The 17,584-nt window shown below is 67.6% G+C and carries 11 protein-coding genes and 1 pseudogene; 5 read left to right on the top strand and 7 right to left on the bottom strand.

Translation table 11 applies throughout. The features are described 5' to 3' along the window. Positions 1–206 precede the first annotated feature (206 nt). The gene (locus ACFY3C_RS42955) at positions 207–1,235 is read left to right on the top strand and encodes a hypothetical protein (RefSeq protein WP_390774777.1); all 1,029 of its coding nucleotides are present in this window, start codon (positions 207–209) and stop codon (positions 1,233–1,235) included. 77 nt (positions 1,236–1,312) lie between these two features. Here ACFY3C_RS42955 and ACFY3C_RS42950 read toward each other — a convergent pair whose 3' ends face one another. Beyond that, entirely contained in the window at positions 1,313–3,580 is a 2,268-nt protein-coding gene (locus ACFY3C_RS42950) for a Tn3 family transposase (protein WP_390774776.1), read from the bottom strand. Between the two features lie 337 nt (positions 3,581–3,917). Beyond that, positions 3,918–4,268 (bottom strand): annotated as a pseudogene (locus ACFY3C_RS42945) (DUF4158 domain-containing protein); the annotation flags it as partial. 765 nt (positions 4,269–5,033) lie between these two features. Here ACFY3C_RS42945 and ACFY3C_RS42940 point away from each other — a divergent pair. Further along, entirely contained in the window at positions 5,034–5,936 is a 903-nt protein-coding gene (locus ACFY3C_RS42940; protein ID WP_390774775.1) for a hypothetical protein, read from the top strand. A gap of 353 nt (positions 5,937–6,289) precedes the next feature. Then, positions 6,290–6,811, top strand: coding sequence for a recombinase family protein (locus tag ACFY3C_RS42935; RefSeq protein WP_390774774.1), 522 nt, complete (start codon positions 6,290–6,292; stop codon positions 6,809–6,811). 79 nt (positions 6,812–6,890) lie between these two features. Here ACFY3C_RS42935 and ACFY3C_RS42930 read toward each other — a convergent pair whose 3' ends face one another. The 5 genes from ACFY3C_RS42930 to ACFY3C_RS42910 form a co-directional block, all read right to left on the bottom strand. Then, complete coding sequence (locus ACFY3C_RS42930; protein ID WP_390774773.1) at positions 6,891–7,658, bottom strand: hypothetical protein; 768 nt, start codon at positions 7,656–7,658, stop codon at positions 6,891–6,893. A 355-nt stretch (positions 7,659–8,013) separates the two neighbouring features. Continuing rightward, positions 8,014–9,141, bottom strand: coding sequence for an AAA family ATPase (locus ACFY3C_RS42925; RefSeq protein ID WP_390774772.1), 1,128 nt, complete (start codon positions 9,139–9,141; stop codon positions 8,014–8,016). A 72-nt stretch (positions 9,142–9,213) separates the two neighbouring features. After that, positions 9,214–11,436, bottom strand: a complete 2,223-nt coding sequence (locus ACFY3C_RS42920) for a transposase (protein ID WP_390774771.1) — start codon at positions 11,434–11,436, stop codon at positions 9,214–9,216. Then, positions 11,355–12,068: a TnsA-like heteromeric transposase endonuclease subunit gene (locus tag ACFY3C_RS42915; RefSeq protein WP_390774770.1), complete on the bottom strand. Its 714-nt coding sequence runs from the start codon at positions 12,066–12,068 to the stop codon at positions 11,355–11,357. The genes ACFY3C_RS42920 and ACFY3C_RS42915 overlap by 82 nt, the downstream gene beginning before the upstream one ends. Before the next feature lie 403 nt (positions 12,069–12,471). Beyond that, the gene (locus tag ACFY3C_RS42910; protein WP_390774769.1) at positions 12,472–13,494 is read right to left on the bottom strand and encodes a TniQ family protein; all 1,023 of its coding nucleotides are present in this window, start codon (positions 13,492–13,494) and stop codon (positions 12,472–12,474) included. 174 nt (positions 13,495–13,668) lie between these two features. On the opposite strand from ACFY3C_RS42910, the gene ACFY3C_RS42905 reads away from it, so the two are divergent. Both ACFY3C_RS42905 and tap read left to right on the top strand, forming a co-directional pair. Next, a complete protein-coding gene (locus tag ACFY3C_RS42905; RefSeq protein WP_390774768.1) occupies positions 13,669–15,975 on the top strand; it encodes a Helicase associated domain protein in 2,307 nt (768 codons plus the stop codon). Between the two features lie 262 nt (positions 15,976–16,237). Then, positions 16,238–17,584 (top strand): telomere-associated protein Tap (gene tap, locus ACFY3C_RS42900; RefSeq protein ID WP_390774767.1); only part of this gene is annotated, 1,347 nt, incomplete at its 3' end.

Below are 17,584 nucleotides of genomic sequence, written 5' to 3'. Positions count from 1 at the left end.
TGCCGGCTCGTTGCCCTGGTTCCTGCGGGACGTTACGGACCATCTGTGGCCCGCTCCTCAAACTCTGCCCGACGCCGAACGCCGTTCCGGGGTACCCTGGCTACCGATTGATCCTCATGAGCCGGTAACCGTTAAAAGTTGAAGTGTCGGGTGAAGCCTCATGCGGATTAATCGGTAGCGGATAATCGTGCGAAATTGGTGGGTGGATGGCGCCGAAGGACGGGAAGGTCGAGGTCCGGCAGGACCAGCTGAAACAGCTTCGGCAGGCCGAACTCCCAGCCGTGCTCAGCGAGGCGCAGCGGATCTGGACAGAGGGGCTGCAACCGCCGGTCATCCGCATCCGGCGTTCGTACTACCGCAACGCGGTCATGGAGACCGTGCTTGACGAACGCAAGCCGCTTCCTAGGGAGAAGCGGCCTCCCTCCGCACGGATGATCGCGCCGAAGGGGCTCACCCTGAAGTTGCATCTCACCCTGCTGTTCGCAGCCCAGTGCGCGGCTGCACCGAACAAGCCCTGGCGTGACGTCTTTCCCATCGAGCCCACTGCCGAGAGCAGTAGCTCGTGGATGGCGCTCGTGCCCACCGTCGCCAAATACCACGGGCCCGGCATCCAGGTTGCGTCTGAGGTGACCAACAAGCGGCGTCAGCTGACACAGGCACTCAAGAAGCTGGAAGAGAGCGGCCTGGTCCGTCCGTCTGCGGGTCCTGGTAGGTCACGGAAGGGCTTCATGCTCCTGCACGAGAACGCCAAGAGCACCGCTGCGGCCCCCATCGAGTACACAGTGCCCGGTGACGCAGATCCGTTCCTTGCGGTACCGGTCGAGTTGTTCACACAAGGGTGGGTGCACGTCCTCACCACTAGTGAGATCGCGGCACTGCTCATGTGGCTCGACGCCCTCCAGTTCTTCGGCATGAAGCTCGACAACGGGGTGATCGTCGCCGCAGTCGCGAGCGACATCAGGGCCGGCCACTACGGGTTGGGACGGGAGACCTACGAGACCCACCAGCAGTTGGACGCGTTCGGCCTGCTTGACGTCGTCCGGCCCTGGCAGCGTCACGCTGACGGCAAGTGGTTCGGCTACTCCGATGACAGCGACCTCCGCTGCCATCGGGTCGCGCTGGGACCGGAGGGCTTCAACCGGGACGCCGCTGACGTCGTCGCCAAAGTGCTCGCCCGACGCGACACCCGTGGGGACTGGAGCCGAGAACCCAACGCGCCGCGGAACAGCTTCTAGGCAATCCAGGGGTGTGACCAAGGTAAGTGTGAACGGGAGCATCCGAAGCGACGCTCTCCGCGTTGATCCCCGTACTGTCAGCGGGCAGGGTGGGGCTCCATCACGAGCTGGTCGTCGGCGGTCACCAAAGTACGTGGGCGGGGTACGGCGGCCGGCACACCGAGGTCGAGGCGCTTGTCCATCTCCAGCCGGAACGTGCCGTACGGGTTGACGTTCGACCAGAACAAGGCGGTCAGCCCGCGCCGGTCCTCGTCCGAGAGCTTCTTCGCCCAGTCCGGCTCGGCAAGTACCCGCTGGAGCAGCAGGGTGTTGATGTGGACAAGACTGGACTGGAGAAGGTGGAGCGCGAGCATCGAGGTCTCGGCGTGCTCCTTGTCCGGACCGGTGAGGGCGCCGTCCTTGCCGTAGTGCAGCACGGTGTTCGCCGAGTTCCAGTTCTCCACGACCTGGAGGCCGCCGTGGATCTCGCGGCGCAGGTCCGGGCTGGCAAGGCAGTCGCACGCGAAGATGGTGCGCACCGCGCGGCCGAGTTCTTCGAGTGCGGCGTAGGTGGGGTGTTTGGGTCCGCCGCGGGTGAAGCGGCGCAGGACCTGCTCGGCCTCCGTGGTACCCAGGCGCAGGGCGGTGGCGTACTTGACCATCTGGTCGTACTGCTGAGCAATCAGGTCCCACTTGATGGCCCGGGTCGTCAGCGAGCCGCCGAGCGCCGGCCAGCCGGGCGGGGTGTCGTCAGGGCGGTGCAGGCGGATGCTGCCGATGTTCTTCAGCCTCGGCAGCAGCCGGAAGTTGAGCAGCTCGGTGAAGGCGAACCCGACCACGGACGCGCCGTGCGTGTCGACGTAGTTGGACTCGATCTCGGCGTCCGTGCAGTGCCGCAGCAGGCCCTCGATCATCGCCGCGACCTCGGACGACGAACAGTTCTTGAGCTGTGAGTAGATGCAGACGTTCTTCTTCTCGACGTGCCAGTACACCATCACGCCGTTGCCGCCGTAGCGCGCGTGGTACTCGGTCATGAAGTTCGAGGACCACGAGCCGAACTTCTTCGAGTCCGACGCGCACGCGGTGCCAGTACCCCACCAGGCGGTGTCGCGGGCAGCGAAGGTGGCGTTGACCAGCTTGCGTACGGCGGCGCGGAGGTTGTCGACGGTGATGAAGTGCCGGCGCACGTGCCGCAGCGCGGCCTCGCTCTCGCCGTGCTCGCCGGTCGCCACGATGGCGCGGATGCCCATGTTCGTACCGAGGGCGAACAGCGCGAGCAGCAGGCGGCGCTGGAGGACGGCGCGGTCGATGCGCTCGTACGCGGCGACCGAGGCGAACTCGTCGGTGAAGCCGGTGTCGAAGTCGGCGTTCTTGAGCACGTCCAGGAGGTCGAGCACGCCCCAGCGGCGTATGACCTCGTCCTTGAGCGCCTGGAGGCCGGTGGGCTCGTCCAGCTTCTCCAGCTTCGGCACGGAGATCCACGGCTCGCCGTGCCGGGTGGTCACCTTGACCCCGCCCGCCGAGCCGTCCGCCAGCGCGGCCGTGAGCCGGTCCAGGCCGTTCGTCATCCGCTGCTTCAGATCCGTGATGAACTCCCGTGCGTCCAGCGGCTGACGGATCGCCGCGTAGTGCACGGTGCGGGTGGCCTCGAAGTCTCCGGGCAGGTCGTCCTCCGGGTTGCGCCACCGGGCCGCGCCCTCGATGTAGATCTCGCGCCGCCGGATCGCATCGCGCAGCGCGACCAGGACGCACAGCTCGTACGGGATGCGTTCGACCCTGCCCTTGTCGTCGACGACGGCCTCGCGCCAGTCCTTGCGTACGACGCCGTCCATCGGCACCGCGTCCGCAGCGTCGTAGAAGCGGGTCTTGCCGTCCACCCCGGCGTACTTCTCCAGCAGCGCGAGCGCGTCCATCACCGGCCGGTAGGCGGTGTTGTTGCAGCGGAAGCCCAGTGTCCGCAGCAGCGGCGGCAGCATCTGCCGGTAGTACGAGCTGTACGAGGAGCGCAGCGTGGTGCGGACCTTGGCCTTGAAGACCTTCTCGTTCGCCTTCGCCTCGGCCACCAGGTCGCGCAGCGTCTTCTCTCCCACCACCGGGTAGAGGGCTGTGCGTACGGTCTTGTCGGGCTGGCCGATCGCCGCGTCGACGAGCCTGAAGAGGATGCCCTCCTTGCCGCGGACCTTCTTCAACTCGGCCGTGAGTTGCCTCTCCACCCGACGCTCGGCACGGGCGTTGATCTTCTGCACCAGGGCGATCAGCAGGTCCCCCAGGGCGTCGGTGATCTCCGCCTGCCGGGAGGAGCACAGCGCCGCGAGCAGCGTGATCCGTACGTCCTCGGCGGTGTCGCGGAAGTCCGAGGGGTACATCTTGATCGCGCGTGCCCGCCACGCGGGCCACCAGCTTCTCCGAGCAGTCCGTGAACAGCCCCTCGGGCAGCCCGAGTCTGCGCACGTCGTTCAGCTTGGTGACCTCGGTCAGCAGGGAGTCCAGGCCGACCGCGCCCGGGTCACGCTTGAGCAGCGCCAGCAGTGCGGCGCCGTCCTCGTTTCCCTCCGCGACCAGCGCCAGCAGCCGGGCCACCCCGACCTCGCCCAAGCGCTCGATGGCCCGCGCACAGAACACCCGCTCCCACCGGTTGCGGGCCGCGACCAGCACCTTCTCGATCCGGGTCCGGCCCGGCGGCTCGATGCTGCGTGCCCGGCACTCGACCAGCAGGGCCTCGCGCTGCCGGTCCTCCACCAGCTCGACCGGGCACACCTCCGCGGCCAGCCATGTGGTGAGCTGTTCCTCGTCCTCCAGCGTCGCCGGCCGGAATCCCAGAGCCTCCCTGATCTGCGCGCGGTGGTACTCAGCGGTTCGGCCTGTGAGGGAGTACTTCGCGAAGTCGGCGGCCGGGACCTTCACCAGCCCGGCGACGTACTCCACCGCGGCCTGTGGGACTTCCTCCAACGGCTCGGGGAACCGGCCCTCCAGCTCGAAGAACTTCAGCATCAGGCAGAAGCCGAGCCGCGTCGCCCCGGTCTTGTTGGCCACCAGCTTCCAGCCGCCTTCCACCAGCGTCCAACTCGCCAACAGCTCTTCCGGCGACCACTCCTGACGCACTTCCCGCCCCTCCCTCGCTGAGCCTCTAATCGTTCGATCAGCTCAACGAGGCGCCCGAGGTCGGGAAACGGGCCGTCTGACGACGTGAAAGCTACCCAATCGCAGCTTGCCGATGCTTCGCGCCCCCCTCGAACCTACCGGAGTTGACGTCCACCGAAGCGACCTTGCTTGCGGGGACTGCTGCCCACCGGGCGGCCGGGCGCCCCAGCCGCGGCGACGCGGGACCATCCTCGAAACACAAGTCGCTGTCGACCAGGATCGGCATCTGCTCGGGGATCACAGGCGCGTGTTCGAGTCCCCACGTCTCCCAGCCCTCCGGTTTGAAGAACACCAATTCATTCACCCAAATTAGACCGACCCGCACCCAAAGCCGGTCACCAGTCGCGGGGCGGCGCAACGACGCGGTCCAGGCGACAACTTGGGTTGAAGGGCTTAGCCTGTACCTAAGGGGAGGTGAGGCTGGTCCCCATATGGGCAATGGTAAACGCACCCAATGCCGCCATGGAGGAAGCCATGCCGGATTCAGGCTTGGAGACATCAGCCACGGTACTGGCGATTTCCCTTACCATTCTCTACCTAGGCCTCCTGCGCTTCCTATGGCTTCGCAATAAATCAAGAAATCAGCATAGGCACTCGTTTCGAAAGCCACAGAAGCAAGGAATCCATCCATTCCGGAGGCTCGCATATAAGGCTGCCAGGCGGCAGACGGAGAGACATGTGAATCTCCTTCAGGAAGGCGGCATTTCGCTCAGCGAGGATATTAGGTCCCACATTGAAGTTGCGCGAAGGGTTGCCAGGCTAGGTTTCCTTGGTTGGTATTTCTGGTGGATGCCAATATTCATCGCATGGGAGACCTCAGCCCTCTGGATCTCGGGACCTGAGTCGAAATACAATTACTCGACCGATCAAACCTTGATCTCTCTGCTGATAATTGCCGTAGGAGTGGCAGTATTGGCCATGATGGTTGCCGAATATGCATGGCGGCAGCGGAGGCTCGCCGGCGCCACTGCTGCGGTGGCTGGCATGCAGGCACTGCTTAGATGCGCAAGTGCGATTGTTCAGTACAGAGATCCAGGCAGTCGATCTTCCGATATACCGGGCATTCAAGATGTAACTGCCGAGATCGACCGATTCACTAGGCGGATTCGCCGCTACGCGCGCAGCGGATTCACTACCCAGGACCCGGACGTACGCCAGGCGCTCATCGCCCATGCGGACGCGGTTAGTGCAGAATTCGGCGAGAGGACCCGGGGGCTACTCATCCAAGGCCCGGCTGGTTTGGGAAGTATTGCTGGATCGGTCATTGACACATTGGATGGTATTCGCGAGGAGCGGTGGTGCAGCCTGCTGCAGTCGAGACGACTTCTAGACGTCAACTCCGGTAGGTTCGAGGGGGGCGCGAAGCATCGGCAAGCTGCGATTGCCGCTATCGCAGCACTCGTGCTCACGGCAGGAACAGCCTGGGTGCTTACGCTGGCCAAGCTGCCCGGCCCTGCCTTTGCGCCGATCCTGTCCCTTGCTGGAGCGATCCCTTTCGTGGCTTTGAATCAGCAATCAATCTTCAGTTCACTTAGCCGGACATTCGGCAAGGGTGCCGATACCGAAGATCCATCTACTTGATTCCACCAGTGTCATTCACCCCAGGACGACTGTGGGGGTTGGTTCACTATCAGGCTGGCCTGCGCTGGCCGTGCCGTCCGGCTGAAGCGGCACCTACAACTCATCCGGAGACGCAGCCGGCAAGCTTCGTTACACTCCGTCAGTAAACACCGGGATATTCCAAGGAGCATGTGAGTCCACCGTTCCGACACCATTGCCGACGCCTCAACGAGACACAGCAACAACGCAAGAGAAACGAAGTGCCGCACACGGGCCTACCGGCAGCGGCGTTCGCGTTCAGAAGGCGTCACCGGGTGACGCCTTCACGAGACGCTACGGGCACCCCGGAGCGCGGCGGAGTCGTTGTGCGGGACATGAACCTGGGAGAGCCGCGGCCGCGAGTCGAGGAGCAGGCGGCGGCGGTGACCGACGCGGTGTGCGAGCTGGTCGACACGGTGACGTCGACGACATGGAGCACGGGCGCGGTCGAGGACGCGGCCGACGCCATCGACATGCTCGCCGAGGAGCTGAAAGCGAGCGATGTCGGGCTGGAGTTCCTCACCGGGGAACTGAAGGGCTCCCACGATCCGTCCGGCATCGTGTTCACTGTGCTGGCAGCCATGTCCGGGATGGAGCGCGAGTACATCCGAGATCGCACCCTCGAAGGGCACGAGTCCGCCCGCAAGCGCGGCACGACCATCGGCGGCGCGGGCGTCACCGACGAGTCCATGCTGTCCATGGCCCTCCACCTACGCGACCAAGGTGTGAGCCTGCGCGACATCGCCAAACGGCTCGTCATCACCACGGGAGCGAAGAAGGGACAGCACCCCTCGCCCGCCACCATGCGGATGCTTCGCGAGCACGACGAGCAGGCCGCCACGGCGGCGAGTACGTGATCACGCCGCTACTTTGCGGCTGGTGTCTGAGCTAGGACACCGGGGCCAAACGAGAGGGCGAACCGGGTGACCGCCTCGATCACCAGTGACAGCCGCCGGACGAAGGTGTCCTCGCCGTCTGCTGGGACGAACCCCTCCGTGAAGCACACGTCGACATACGTGCCTGCCTGGGCGCGGTCACAGCACACCCGCTCCGGTAGGAGGTCAGCTGGTAGCGGGCCAGGACCTGTTCCTGTTCACCGAGCGCGCCGGGCTGCGCCGCGGATACACTCTCGACCACTGCGGGTGCCGCGGCACGGACCTGCGGTTCGACGGGGGTCGCCCACGCGCCCATCACCGCCCCGGCATCCAGCGCCGCCTCCCATGCCAGCAGATGGCCCAGCCCCCGGCGGAGCCGGTCGATGACATCGTCGCCGTCGCTGGCCTGGAAGGGCTGGCAGTCCTCCACCATCGCCACCTGCGAACGCAAGGCGCCGTCCATGCACGACTCGGCCAGCGACTCCCGGAATCCCTCAAGAGAATCAGCGACCGGAAAGAACCGGGGACACTCCGGCCTGCGCAGCCGCTGCAGCGCACTGAACGCCTCAACCGACTCCGTCACCAGCGCATCCAGGCACGCCCACAGCTCCTGCACACACCCGCGGAACAGCTCGGCCAGCTGCGCCTGCCCATCCGGCGGCCACGCCAGCCAGGCCGTGATGAACCCAGACCCGTCCGGATGCGTGACCACGCCCTCCTCAACCAGCCCGCCGTCGAGCAGCGTGTTCCACAACCGCGCCATCGCCGTCTCGGCCCGCCGCGCGTTGTCCAGATGCTGCCACGCCCGCGGGTAGTACTCCCTGATCACAGCGTCGACCCTAACGGCGGCCACTGACATCGAACCGGGCCCGGGCTCGACTGCCGCCACAGACGACCTGCCCACAGGCCGGACGGCGGCCGTTACCCTGCACGGCAGCCTCGGCGGAGGCCACCGGCAGGAAAAGTGCGGGCCCATCACCGTCGTGCCGCGGCAAGACACCGACACCGAACGCCCTTACCTGGCTGCCGGTATCCGCGGAGCCTGCACGCTACAGCGGCGTCCCGGCCGCCTGCAGTCCACACGCCGGCTACAACGGGCGGTGCGCCGGGCTGCGCCCACGTACGGCACGCAGGCTTGGCGAAATAAGTACGGAAGAATCCGGGCGCCCCTCTGGGCCCGGTCATCAGCCGCCGATGTCGATGTCTTCCAGCAGTTCCTTGGTGATGTCCTCGAGGCCTTCTTCGATGGCCGTGATGGCCGCCTGACAGATTAGCTGGGACAGCAGTCTGAGGTAGCCGCCGGTGCGGCGGTGCAGGTACTTGGCCTCGCCGACCAGAGCATGCGGCGAGAGCTGGTGCAGGCAGAGAGCCTCTTCGAAGCCGCGCACGACGCTGGGCCAGGTCTCCTGATCGCCGTCGTACAGCGGAATGGGGTCGAGCCAGGTCACCGGCAGCCGGCTGGGATCGGCCTGGGGGAGTACCCGGTGCTGCTTGCCGTCTTCGCCGGTGATGACCGGTGCCCGCTGACTCAGGCCCTCGTGTGCCTCGCTGAGGCCGTCAGCCTTCACGCGGGCCGCCCGCACGATCTCGCGGGCACCGGTGCCGCAGAAGACGGTCGTGATCCCCAGCTGCTCGCGCAGGAGGTCGAAGTAGTGCAGCACCGGGACGAGTTGGTCCGGGTGTACCCGCTGCATGCCGTCCACGAGGAGCAGTTGGGTCCAGCGCCGCTCCAGGACGTGCCACACGGACTGGGAGAGGTCGGGGGTGCGCCGGGGCTGACGGATCTCCTCCTCGGTCAGCGGCGCCGGAGCCAGGCCGAGGAACTCGGCGATCGCCCATACCCAGTTCACGATGTTGTCCGCATCCTGCGGGGCCATGATGTGCACGACGGGGATCCGGTCGTCGTGCACTTCCTCGATTTTGGTCTGGAACTCCCGGCCGATGGCCCGCAGCAGGAAGGTCTTGCCGGTTCCGGGCGGCCCGTCGATCACCCGGTCCATCAATCCCTCGCGCCGGTTGCGGTTGGCCAGCAGCAGCCGGTGCGTCTTCAACAGCGCCGCATCGAATGGGGGATTGGGGACCAGCAGCAGGTGCCCGTGGTAGCGCAGGCGGGGGTCGTCGGAGGTGACCGGGGTGCCGAGCGGGGCCGAGTCCGCGAGCTCAGGACGCTTGATCATCTCGCGTACGTAGGTGTTCCAGCCCTGCAGGGTAAAGATCCAGCGCGGCGCCATCGGAGCGGCCCGTGCATGGTCCAGGATCTGTTGTTCCCGCTCGGCGCGTGCGGCGGTGCGTGCAGCGGCGGAGGTTGCCACGATGTCCTCCTCAGGGACGGGATGGGGGCCACGGCGCCCCCCCCATGGGCGCCGGCGGTGGGCGGTTGTCCGTCACGGAGCGTCTGCGTCGTCCGGTGCCGACGGCCGGTCGATGTCCCGGCCGGCGATGGGCAGGGACGGATAGGCGGTGACCGTCTCGACGTCGATGGACACCCCCGCATACGGGTCCACCACCGGCTCGGGCTCTGCGGCCACCTCCAGCCCCTGGAAAGGAATCCTGGGGGCGCTCTTGTGCGCCTTGCCCGGGCCTTGGCGCAGTGAAGGGCGCAGCGCCCGCATCGCTTTGACGATCGCCAGCTGATCGTCCTTGCGGCCGCCGTTGTCCACGACCGCCGCGGTGGCCCGCTCCCACAAGTCCTGCGTCCAGTCGTCCTCGAGCAGACCCCGGTAGATGAACTCCACCTCGATCCATTCCTGCGTGTACAGGTGGTCGAAGAGGTAGGCCACTTCGGGGTGGTAGGGGTTATAGCGGGCTTTGAACCGGTCGTTGTGCTCGTTGATCCCGGACCGCTGCTCGATCAGCAGCCGCATCCGCCGGTCCGAACTCTGATAGATGCGGTTCTCGATCACGATGCCCTTGTCGCTGATCTTCACCCAGGCCGGGATCAGCAGCTCGCGTGTCTCGGCTGCGGTGATCGGCCGCGGCCGATAGCCCGTCATGGGCATGAGCTGCGCATACATCTCGTTCGGCGACAGAGTCAGGCCCGGGGTGAACGGGCTGCGCAGCCCCTTGTGCGGCGTCTGCTGGTATTCGAGGGCGACCCACTGCTCGGCCAGGTCCTGCAGCGTGTTGACGGGATACAGGGGGCCCTTGTCGATCCCCAGCCCCCGGTGGGCGAAACCGTTACCGGTCCAGCCGACCACGTGCTGGCTGAACCGGCTGCCCAGGGTGCGGAAGAACCGCTCCTTGATCGGCTTGTCGGTCGGAGTGTCCTTGCGCGCATACACGATGGTGATGTCGAGCATGTCGCACACGTACTTGAAATGATCACTCAGGTAGGGGCTGCCCTGATCGATGATCACCGTACGGGGATGAATGACCGGCCGCGCCGCAACCGCGCGCGCGAATCGCTCGTCCGCATCCCGCAAATCCTCGTACGGCAGCGCCGAGTTCGCGGCCAGCGCCAGCGGATCCCAGTGCGGACGCCAGGCAAGCGGGGCAAAACACTGAGCCAGCAGCAGCACCAGGTCGTATGCCCTGGTCGCCCGTCCGCCGATCCGCTTGCCCGGCGAACCCTCCCCGGTGACCACCGGGACAACCATCACCGCGCAGTTGGAACGCGACGCCACATCGATCGCCGAGGTCAACTCGGCCGAGATGACCTGGGCGTCGTCCCCGAGCGCCTTTACCTTCAGCGGTGAGGTGTCGATCTGCACCACCTCGCCAGGCCGCCGCGCATGAGAGGGCCGGTAGGGAGGAAGCGGCTTGCTCGCCCGCTGCGCACGCCGGCGTGTGGGGGCGGCCAGGTACTCGGCGAGCCCGGTGTCGTCCATCCGCCGGTAGAAAGTGGTCCGCTTCAGCAGCAGCCGCTGGGCCTCCTGCGGATCCTCCAGCTCCGCCTTGAAGCGGTCCTGGACGACGTCCAGCACCTCTTCCCAGACGGTCTGGATGTCCACCCCTGAGCCGCGGCTGTGGGACATCACCACTTCCCGCATGATCTCGATGACCCGCGAGTCGGTGCGATGCCCGCTCTCCCGGGGGCGCCGCTCGATCAGAACCAGCGGATTCTCGCCCGCCCGTTTCCACTTCAGCCGCATCGACTCCAGCGTCTTTGCACTGATCTCCATGCCTGCGGCCGCCAACTCCCGTGACTTGCAGGCATAACGCTCAGCCAGCGTCGTTTCTCCCGGCTCGTATCCGGGCCGGGCCTGACTGCTGCCCGGCAGCAGGCCGGTGTCGAGCTCCTTCATGTGCCGATGCCACCGCCTGGCCTCCTTGCGCTGGGCCTTGGACGGCGGAGCATCCACGGCGGGCATCGGGGCCGACGCAACGGGGGAGCCGTCACCATTCAGCACGGCGAAGCCCGGCGCGGAGACCATGGCCGTGTACAGCACCTCCACCGGCGTGGACGTCTCCTCGGACAGGAGCACCACGTTCGACCCCTGGAACGCCACCACCTGGTGGGCCCGGCCCAGCCACGGCACCCGGTCACCCAGACGCACCTGCCCCGGCGTGAACGCGCCCGTCCCGCTCATGCCGCCCCATCGGCAAGCCACGCCGTCGCGCGGGGCATCAGGGGCCGGTCCCAGCGGATGTTCAGACGGCGCTGCCACACCAGCCGGTACACCAGATCAAGCGCCAAGGCGTACGGCACGCCACTGGCCCGCGCCCCCTCGCCGATGGGGCGTTCGCGGCGAAAGGCCTCCTCGACCGCCTCCCGCTCCGCGGCCGCCACCGGCACCGCCTGGCGGTAGTCGGCCGCCCACTCCAGATTGGCCAGGCGCATACCCTCCGGCACCCGCTGAACCGACACCTGCCAGCCGGCCGCCATCGCGACCTGGTGTGCGACCTCCAGATCCTCCCGCCAATGCGGACCGCCTTTCTCGGGCTCCACCAGCACGACTTGACGCGCCCCGGTGACCGTGCGCGTCACGAAATCCGGACGCCAGCGCCGCTTGCCTCCCGCACCCTGCCAGTGCAGTTCCACCGGTTCCCCGCCGATCCAGGTGATCTCCGGATCGAAGTCCAGCTCCAGTGCCACCCGACGGCGCCGCAGCGAACCGCACACCACATGCCCATTGGTCGTGGCGCACCAGCAGTCGGACAGCTTCCCGGGACGACCGTGAAAGGCCACCGGCTCGCTCGGCGGACGCCGCTCCTCCACCGCCACCCCCACCAGATCAGCGGGTGCCGCCGACACCAACTGCTCACGCTCGTCCAGGTAGCACACCCGTACGTCATGCATGGCACCCTCCGTGCTCACCGCTCAGCTCAGGGTCACCGCTGGCGACAGCACACGGCGGGTAAGCGCCGAGAGTTCCTCCGTTCGAGGGGCATGCCCTTGACAGATCAGCGACAAGGTGCGGCTCTCCCCGAGCGGATTTCTGCGTGATCCTGGCTCAAGGGAGAATCGCCGTCCACCCCGCGACGCGGCGGAGCGCACATGTCTCCAGCAGTCGACCCGTCAACTGGACGGGACGGTTCCATTTGGGAGCGTGCGCCGAGCCGGGGACAGCTGAACTCGGCCACCGGGACTGTTCCGATCGAATACTGCCTGCGCGATCGTCTGCGCGTACGGCGGCGGGGGAGAGGCTGAGGTCGGCCACGCTTTCGGCCTCACGATTCTTCGCGGGCATCCCCTTGAAGGCTCATGTGCCAGGCATGCACGAGCGCTGCTGAAGAGAGCCCGCACGGGCCGCGATCCGGCTGTGCCGCTCCGCCAGCACGAGATGGCGCCGCCCTGCTGTTGCGGCTCCCGTTCCCGTCGCGGCAGGGCGGCTGTGGCGCTCCAGCCACTGCAACAGCGCGTTCTTGCCCGCGGCGAAGTCGACGTCCCACAGGTCTGCTTGACGCTGGACCTGAACCAGCCACCTGCCCCGGTCCTGCGGGGTGCGCCCTCCGGCCTGCTCGAATCGCAGCATCAGCCAGGCCAGTTTGACTGCTTCGGGGAAGACGACCAGGGGTACGGCACGCGCCGAGCGGGCCTCCAGCCCCGCCGCCCAGGCGCGCTGCACCCACACCAGCGTGTCGGGCGCATACGTCCACCACTGGTACATGACCTGGCAGGCGTCGGCGAACAGTTCCTCGCCGGCCGACTTGAACTTGCGCTGCAGGCGCAGCCTGTCCCGGTGCGCTGCCACGCACGCTGGTAGCGCGGCCAGCGGCACGGTGTCCGGAACGGTGCTGCGTGAGTCGTCCGTCCACCGCAGGTGCCGGCCGCACAGCTGCCAGCTGTCCGCCGACATCAGCCACACGCGCTCACCGACCTGCCGCCGGTGTCCGCACGACGTGCACCACGGCACCAGATGCCCGCCCTCGGCTTCCCACGGCCACTGCCACACCGCCGGCCCCGTACCGGGCAGCAGCAGGTCATCCGCCAGTGACGGCAACGCCCACTGAAGCAGCCCCACGTCCAGGCCCGAGAGCACCGACAGGTAGGTCCGCCCCGCCGCGTTCACCTTCATCTCGGTGTACTGCGGGTACTTCTCCACCTGCTCCGGGTCCCCGGACCGGGACGCCTCACCCTGCCCGACACGGTCGAGGAACGACGCCAGGTTCAGACCGTTGGCCCGCCCCAGCCGCCGCACGAACGATCCGGTCGACTCCCCGCCCACCGGCCGCACCTGCACCGGCAGCGGACGGCTCGGTCCCAGCAACCCCGCCAAGTCCATGGGACTTCCTCCCCGCCACAGCACGCCTCACCAGGACACTCGTGCCGCTTCGCACAGGCCGTCAAGACCCGGCCACACCTTCGAGTGAACCTGCTCCGACCCGGTCTCTGGCGCGCCGGAAACCTCCTCACCCTCGGGGCGAGGACTGCCATGACACCCAGGGGAGGACACCGCGTGGCAACCCTGACCCTCAACGGCCTCAAGACACCGCTGTACGGTCACCAGGACATGGCCGTGGACGCCATCGTCATCAGCTTCGCCGAAGGCGCCACCCGGGTCACCAGCACCATGGCCACCGGAACCGGCAAGACCCATGTAGCTCTGCACGCCGTTCAGGAGACCGCGCCCCAGGGGCGGGCTCTCGTCCTGGTCCCCTCGCAGGCGCTGCTGGAACAGACCGCACAGACCTGGCACAGGGAGGGGCGCCCGGGCCTCTACCTGGGCGTCTGCTCGCCCGACGAGGCCCTCAGCCGTTCCCTGGCCAAGACGCTGACTGTGGTGAACACGCCCGAGAGCCTCGCCGAGGCCGCCGCAGACGCCGACGGTCCTCTCAACGTGTTCTGCACGTACCAGTCGCTGTTCAAAATCGCCCAGTCACACGCCGATTACCACCTGCCGGACTGGGACGTCGTCGTCGCCGACGAGGCCCACCACACCGCAGGCCGCCTCGACAAGGCCTGGGCCACCGTTCACGACAACGACGCGCTGCCCGCCCGGCACCGCCTCTATATGACCGCCACGTTCCGCAAGTTCAACCGCAGAAAAGGCCCTGACGGCGGGCCCGACATCGAAATCGCCTCCATGGACGACCAGAGCCTGTACGGGCCCGTCGTCTACCGCCTCTCCATGGCCGAGGCCATCCAGGAAGGCCTGCTCGCCGACTACCGCATCGCCGTCATCACGATCACCAATAAAGACCTACGCCGCAGCCTGCGCGGCAGTGTCACCAGCTACACCGGCGAAGGACTGCGGGCCGCCGCCGCCCAGATCGCTCTTCTGGTGGCCCAGAAGCGCTATGACCTCAGGCGCACCCTCACCTTCCACCCCTGCATCGCTGCTGCCGAAGCATGCGCCGAAACACTGCCGCAGACCGCCGCCCGCATGCCCGGCTACGACGTGTCGCGGCTCCAGGTCAACACCGTCAACTCCAAACAGAACTCCTTCGTCCGCTACCAGAACTACGAAGCCTTCCGCACCGCCCCGCTCTCCACCCACCCCGCCGACACCCACCCGCGCCGGGCCGTGCTGACCAACTGCCGCTGCTGCGCCGAAGGCATCGACATCCCCGCCATCGACTCCCTGCTGTTCGCCCACCCCAAGACCAGCACGATCGACATCGTCCAGGCCGTCGGCCGCACCCTGCGCCAGACCCCCGGCGACGGCAAGATCTCCACCATCATCATCCCCGTCTACACCGAACCGGGAGAGGACATCGGGCAGGCCACCCGGCGCACCCGGTTCCACCTGATCTATCAAGTCCTCATCGAACTCAGCGTCTACGACGAGCATGTCTTCGAACGCGTCGAATACCTCACCGGGGACGGCGAGCCCACCGAGCCCGAACTCGCAGCCCACCCCATCCGCGTCGACGAGATCCTCGCCGTGCTGGGCCTCGATCACGTCGATGCCCCCAACCAGGTCTGGGAGATGGGCTTCGAACAGGCCCAGCGCTACCACACCGAACACGGCAACCTCGACGTCGCCAGCAGGCACCTGACCTCCGACCGCTTGTACCTGGGCTGGTGGCTCGGCAAGCAGCGCTCACTGCGCGCCAACCGCATGCTCCTGCCCGACCGCATCAAACGCCTGACCGCACTCAGCATGACCTGGCAGCACCCGCCCCGCAGCATCGAATACAAACTCGACATCGCCCGCGACTACACCGCCCAGCACGGCCACCTCGCGCCCCGCGCCAACGAACATCACGCAGGCATCGCCCTGGGCCGCCACGTCGCCGACTGGCGCCGAGAAGCCCGCCAACGCGCTCTGCCGGACTGCTACCACCGGGCCCTCAACGACATCTACCCCTGGTGGGCCGCCAGATGGAAAGACGAGTGGAAACGCACCTACGCCAAGGCCCTCAAGGCCGCTCGGGGCGGCGACCTCACCTTTCCCGACCTCAGCCCCGACAACGACGACAGCCCCCTCACCCGCTGGCTCGACGACCAGATCGACCGCCTCGGCAGTCTTACCGACATGCAGCACAATCTCCTCGGCGCTCTACCGCTCCAGCATCCCCTAGCCCTTCTCCTGCGCCGGCCCTACGGCCCGTCCGGCTGGGCCTTCGCCCGCGGCCTGCGCGCCGCCCGCATCTTCTGGCGCTCTCATCAGCACCTCAACGTCCCCCGCAGCTACCCGTGCACCGTCGACGGTCAGCCCCTCGATCTGGGCCGCTGGATCAGAGAACGGCGCCGCGAGCCCGCCCGACTCACCCGCGAACAACTCGACGCTCTGGAAGCCCTTGACATGCGGTGGACCTGACCGATCCGACGTTCGCACCCTCCGCCAGCCCTGCCCCGTCGCACGGCCAACGGTCAACGATCTGCACCAGCGCCCCACCGCGCTGTGTTCGTCCATCCCACCGTCGTCCGACACTCGCTTGCGCACACCTGCGGCACACGTCGTTCCCTAGGTTCAACGGCCGGTTGATAGCCCAGTCGGCACCCCCAGGACCTGCACAGCCGCAGGGCTGCTGACATCCGCTCACCTCCGCGTGCCAAGTGTGCGTTTCATGTGTGATTCGATGTGCTTTTCGTGTAGGGTGGAGGCGGAGGTGGCTCTCGTGTCCCATGAGCAGAACGGGCTCTTTGCATCGGTCGATGCCCTGCTGGAACAGGCGGCGGCACCGGATGCCCTGCCGGCCCCCGCCGAACGCAAACGGCTGCGCGAGGCCGCAGGCCTGAGCCAGGACCAGGTCGCGAAGGCACTGGACGTGCGACGCGAGACGGTGACCGGTTGGGAGGCGGGCCGCACCGAGCCACGCCCTCCCAAGCGGGCCGCCTACATTCGCCTCCTCGACGGCCTCGCTGACCGCTTTCCCGTCCCGGCGGCGTCCTCCGGCTTGGCGCCAGGACCGCGTACTGGCCCGCCCGCCATCACAGAGCCACAGGCGCCCGAACCGCCTGTCGCGCCCACAGCAGGTCCCGCGACCCCGATCCGGCGGCCTGCGACGGCACGTCGGTCGGCGCCCCAGAAGCCGGCGGCCGCGCCCGCAGCGGACACACGCTTTGCCGACGGGCCGCTCGTCGTCGTGGACGGCGACGACACGGCCTACGGGGCGGGCGGCCAGGTGCTCGACTGCCCTCTCACCGACCTTCCGGCACTGGTCGACTGGGCGCTGGGCGAGGTGAAACTGGGCGCTGCGCGCCTTCACCGCTCGGGCAAGGACGCGGACCCGCTGATTGTGCTGACCGCCTCAGCCGTCCAACGCCTTGGTCTGCCGACCGTGTTGGAGGACCGGCGCGGGCTGCGCCTGCCCGACGACCACCCGCTAATCAAGCAACTCACCAAGTCGCAGTGGAAGTTGACGAAACGGGGCTTCGGCCCGTGGGCGCGGGTCTACCGCGCGGCCGACGGCGCACGCCGCCAGTGCGTGCAGTTCGCCGTCGTCCCGTGGGGCGCCCTCGACACCCGTTCCTGGGGGACAGCCGACCAGTTGGAGCCCGCCGAACTCGCCCGCCTGCTCGGCACCTACGCCACCCGCGTGCTCACCCCCTGCGGCTCGACCGCCGTCACCGGCCTGGAACTGATGACCGCACTGCGCCCGCCCACCCGCGCGGTGAAGGACCCCGCCACCGGGAACTGGGTCTCCGGCCCGGTGCCCGGCTCGCTGACCGAGGCGGTGGAGTGCGCCCCGCCCGAGGCTCCCGACGGGCACCCGGCCGTCGCCGCCTTGTATCCCCGCTTCCATCAGCGCACCCCCGACCAGGTGCTGGACGAAGAGGCCTACCAGTGGTCCCGGCCGTTGACGGACGCGGAATGCATGAAGCCCTACGTGGTCGGCATCGACGTCAACATGGCCTTCGCCGCGGCCGCCAACCGGCTCACCGTCGGCCTTTCCGCCCCCGTCCACGTCCACCGGCCGCTCTTC

Source organism: Streptomyces sp. NPDC001410, from assembly GCF_042895235.1.
Classification (GTDB): Bacteria; Actinomycetota; Actinomycetes; order Streptomycetales; family Streptomycetaceae; genus Streptomyces.
Note: the sequence above shows the minus strand (reverse complement) of the source record. Positions and strands in the feature narration are given on the sequence as shown.

What these genes read in the sequence shown, in the direction of transcription:
- ACFY3C_RS42955 (WP_390774777.1), top strand. Translation starts at nt 207, where the DNA reads ATGGCGCCGAAGGACGGGAAGGTCGAGGTCCGGCAGGACCAGCTGAAA.
- ACFY3C_RS42950 (WP_390774776.1), bottom strand. Translation starts at nt 3,580, where the DNA reads ATGTACCCCTCGGACTTCCGCGACACCGCCGAGGACGTACGGATCACG.
- ACFY3C_RS42935 (WP_390774774.1), top strand. Translation starts at nt 6,290, where the DNA reads ATGAACCTGGGAGAGCCGCGGCCGCGAGTCGAGGAGCAGGCGGCGGCG.
- ACFY3C_RS42915 (WP_390774770.1), bottom strand. Translation starts at nt 12,068, where the DNA reads ATGCATGACGTACGGGTGTGCTACCTGGACGAGCGTGAGCAGTTGGTG.
- ACFY3C_RS42910 (WP_390774769.1), bottom strand. Translation starts at nt 13,494, where the DNA reads ATGGACTTGGCGGGGTTGCTGGGACCGAGCCGTCCGCTGCCGGTGCAG.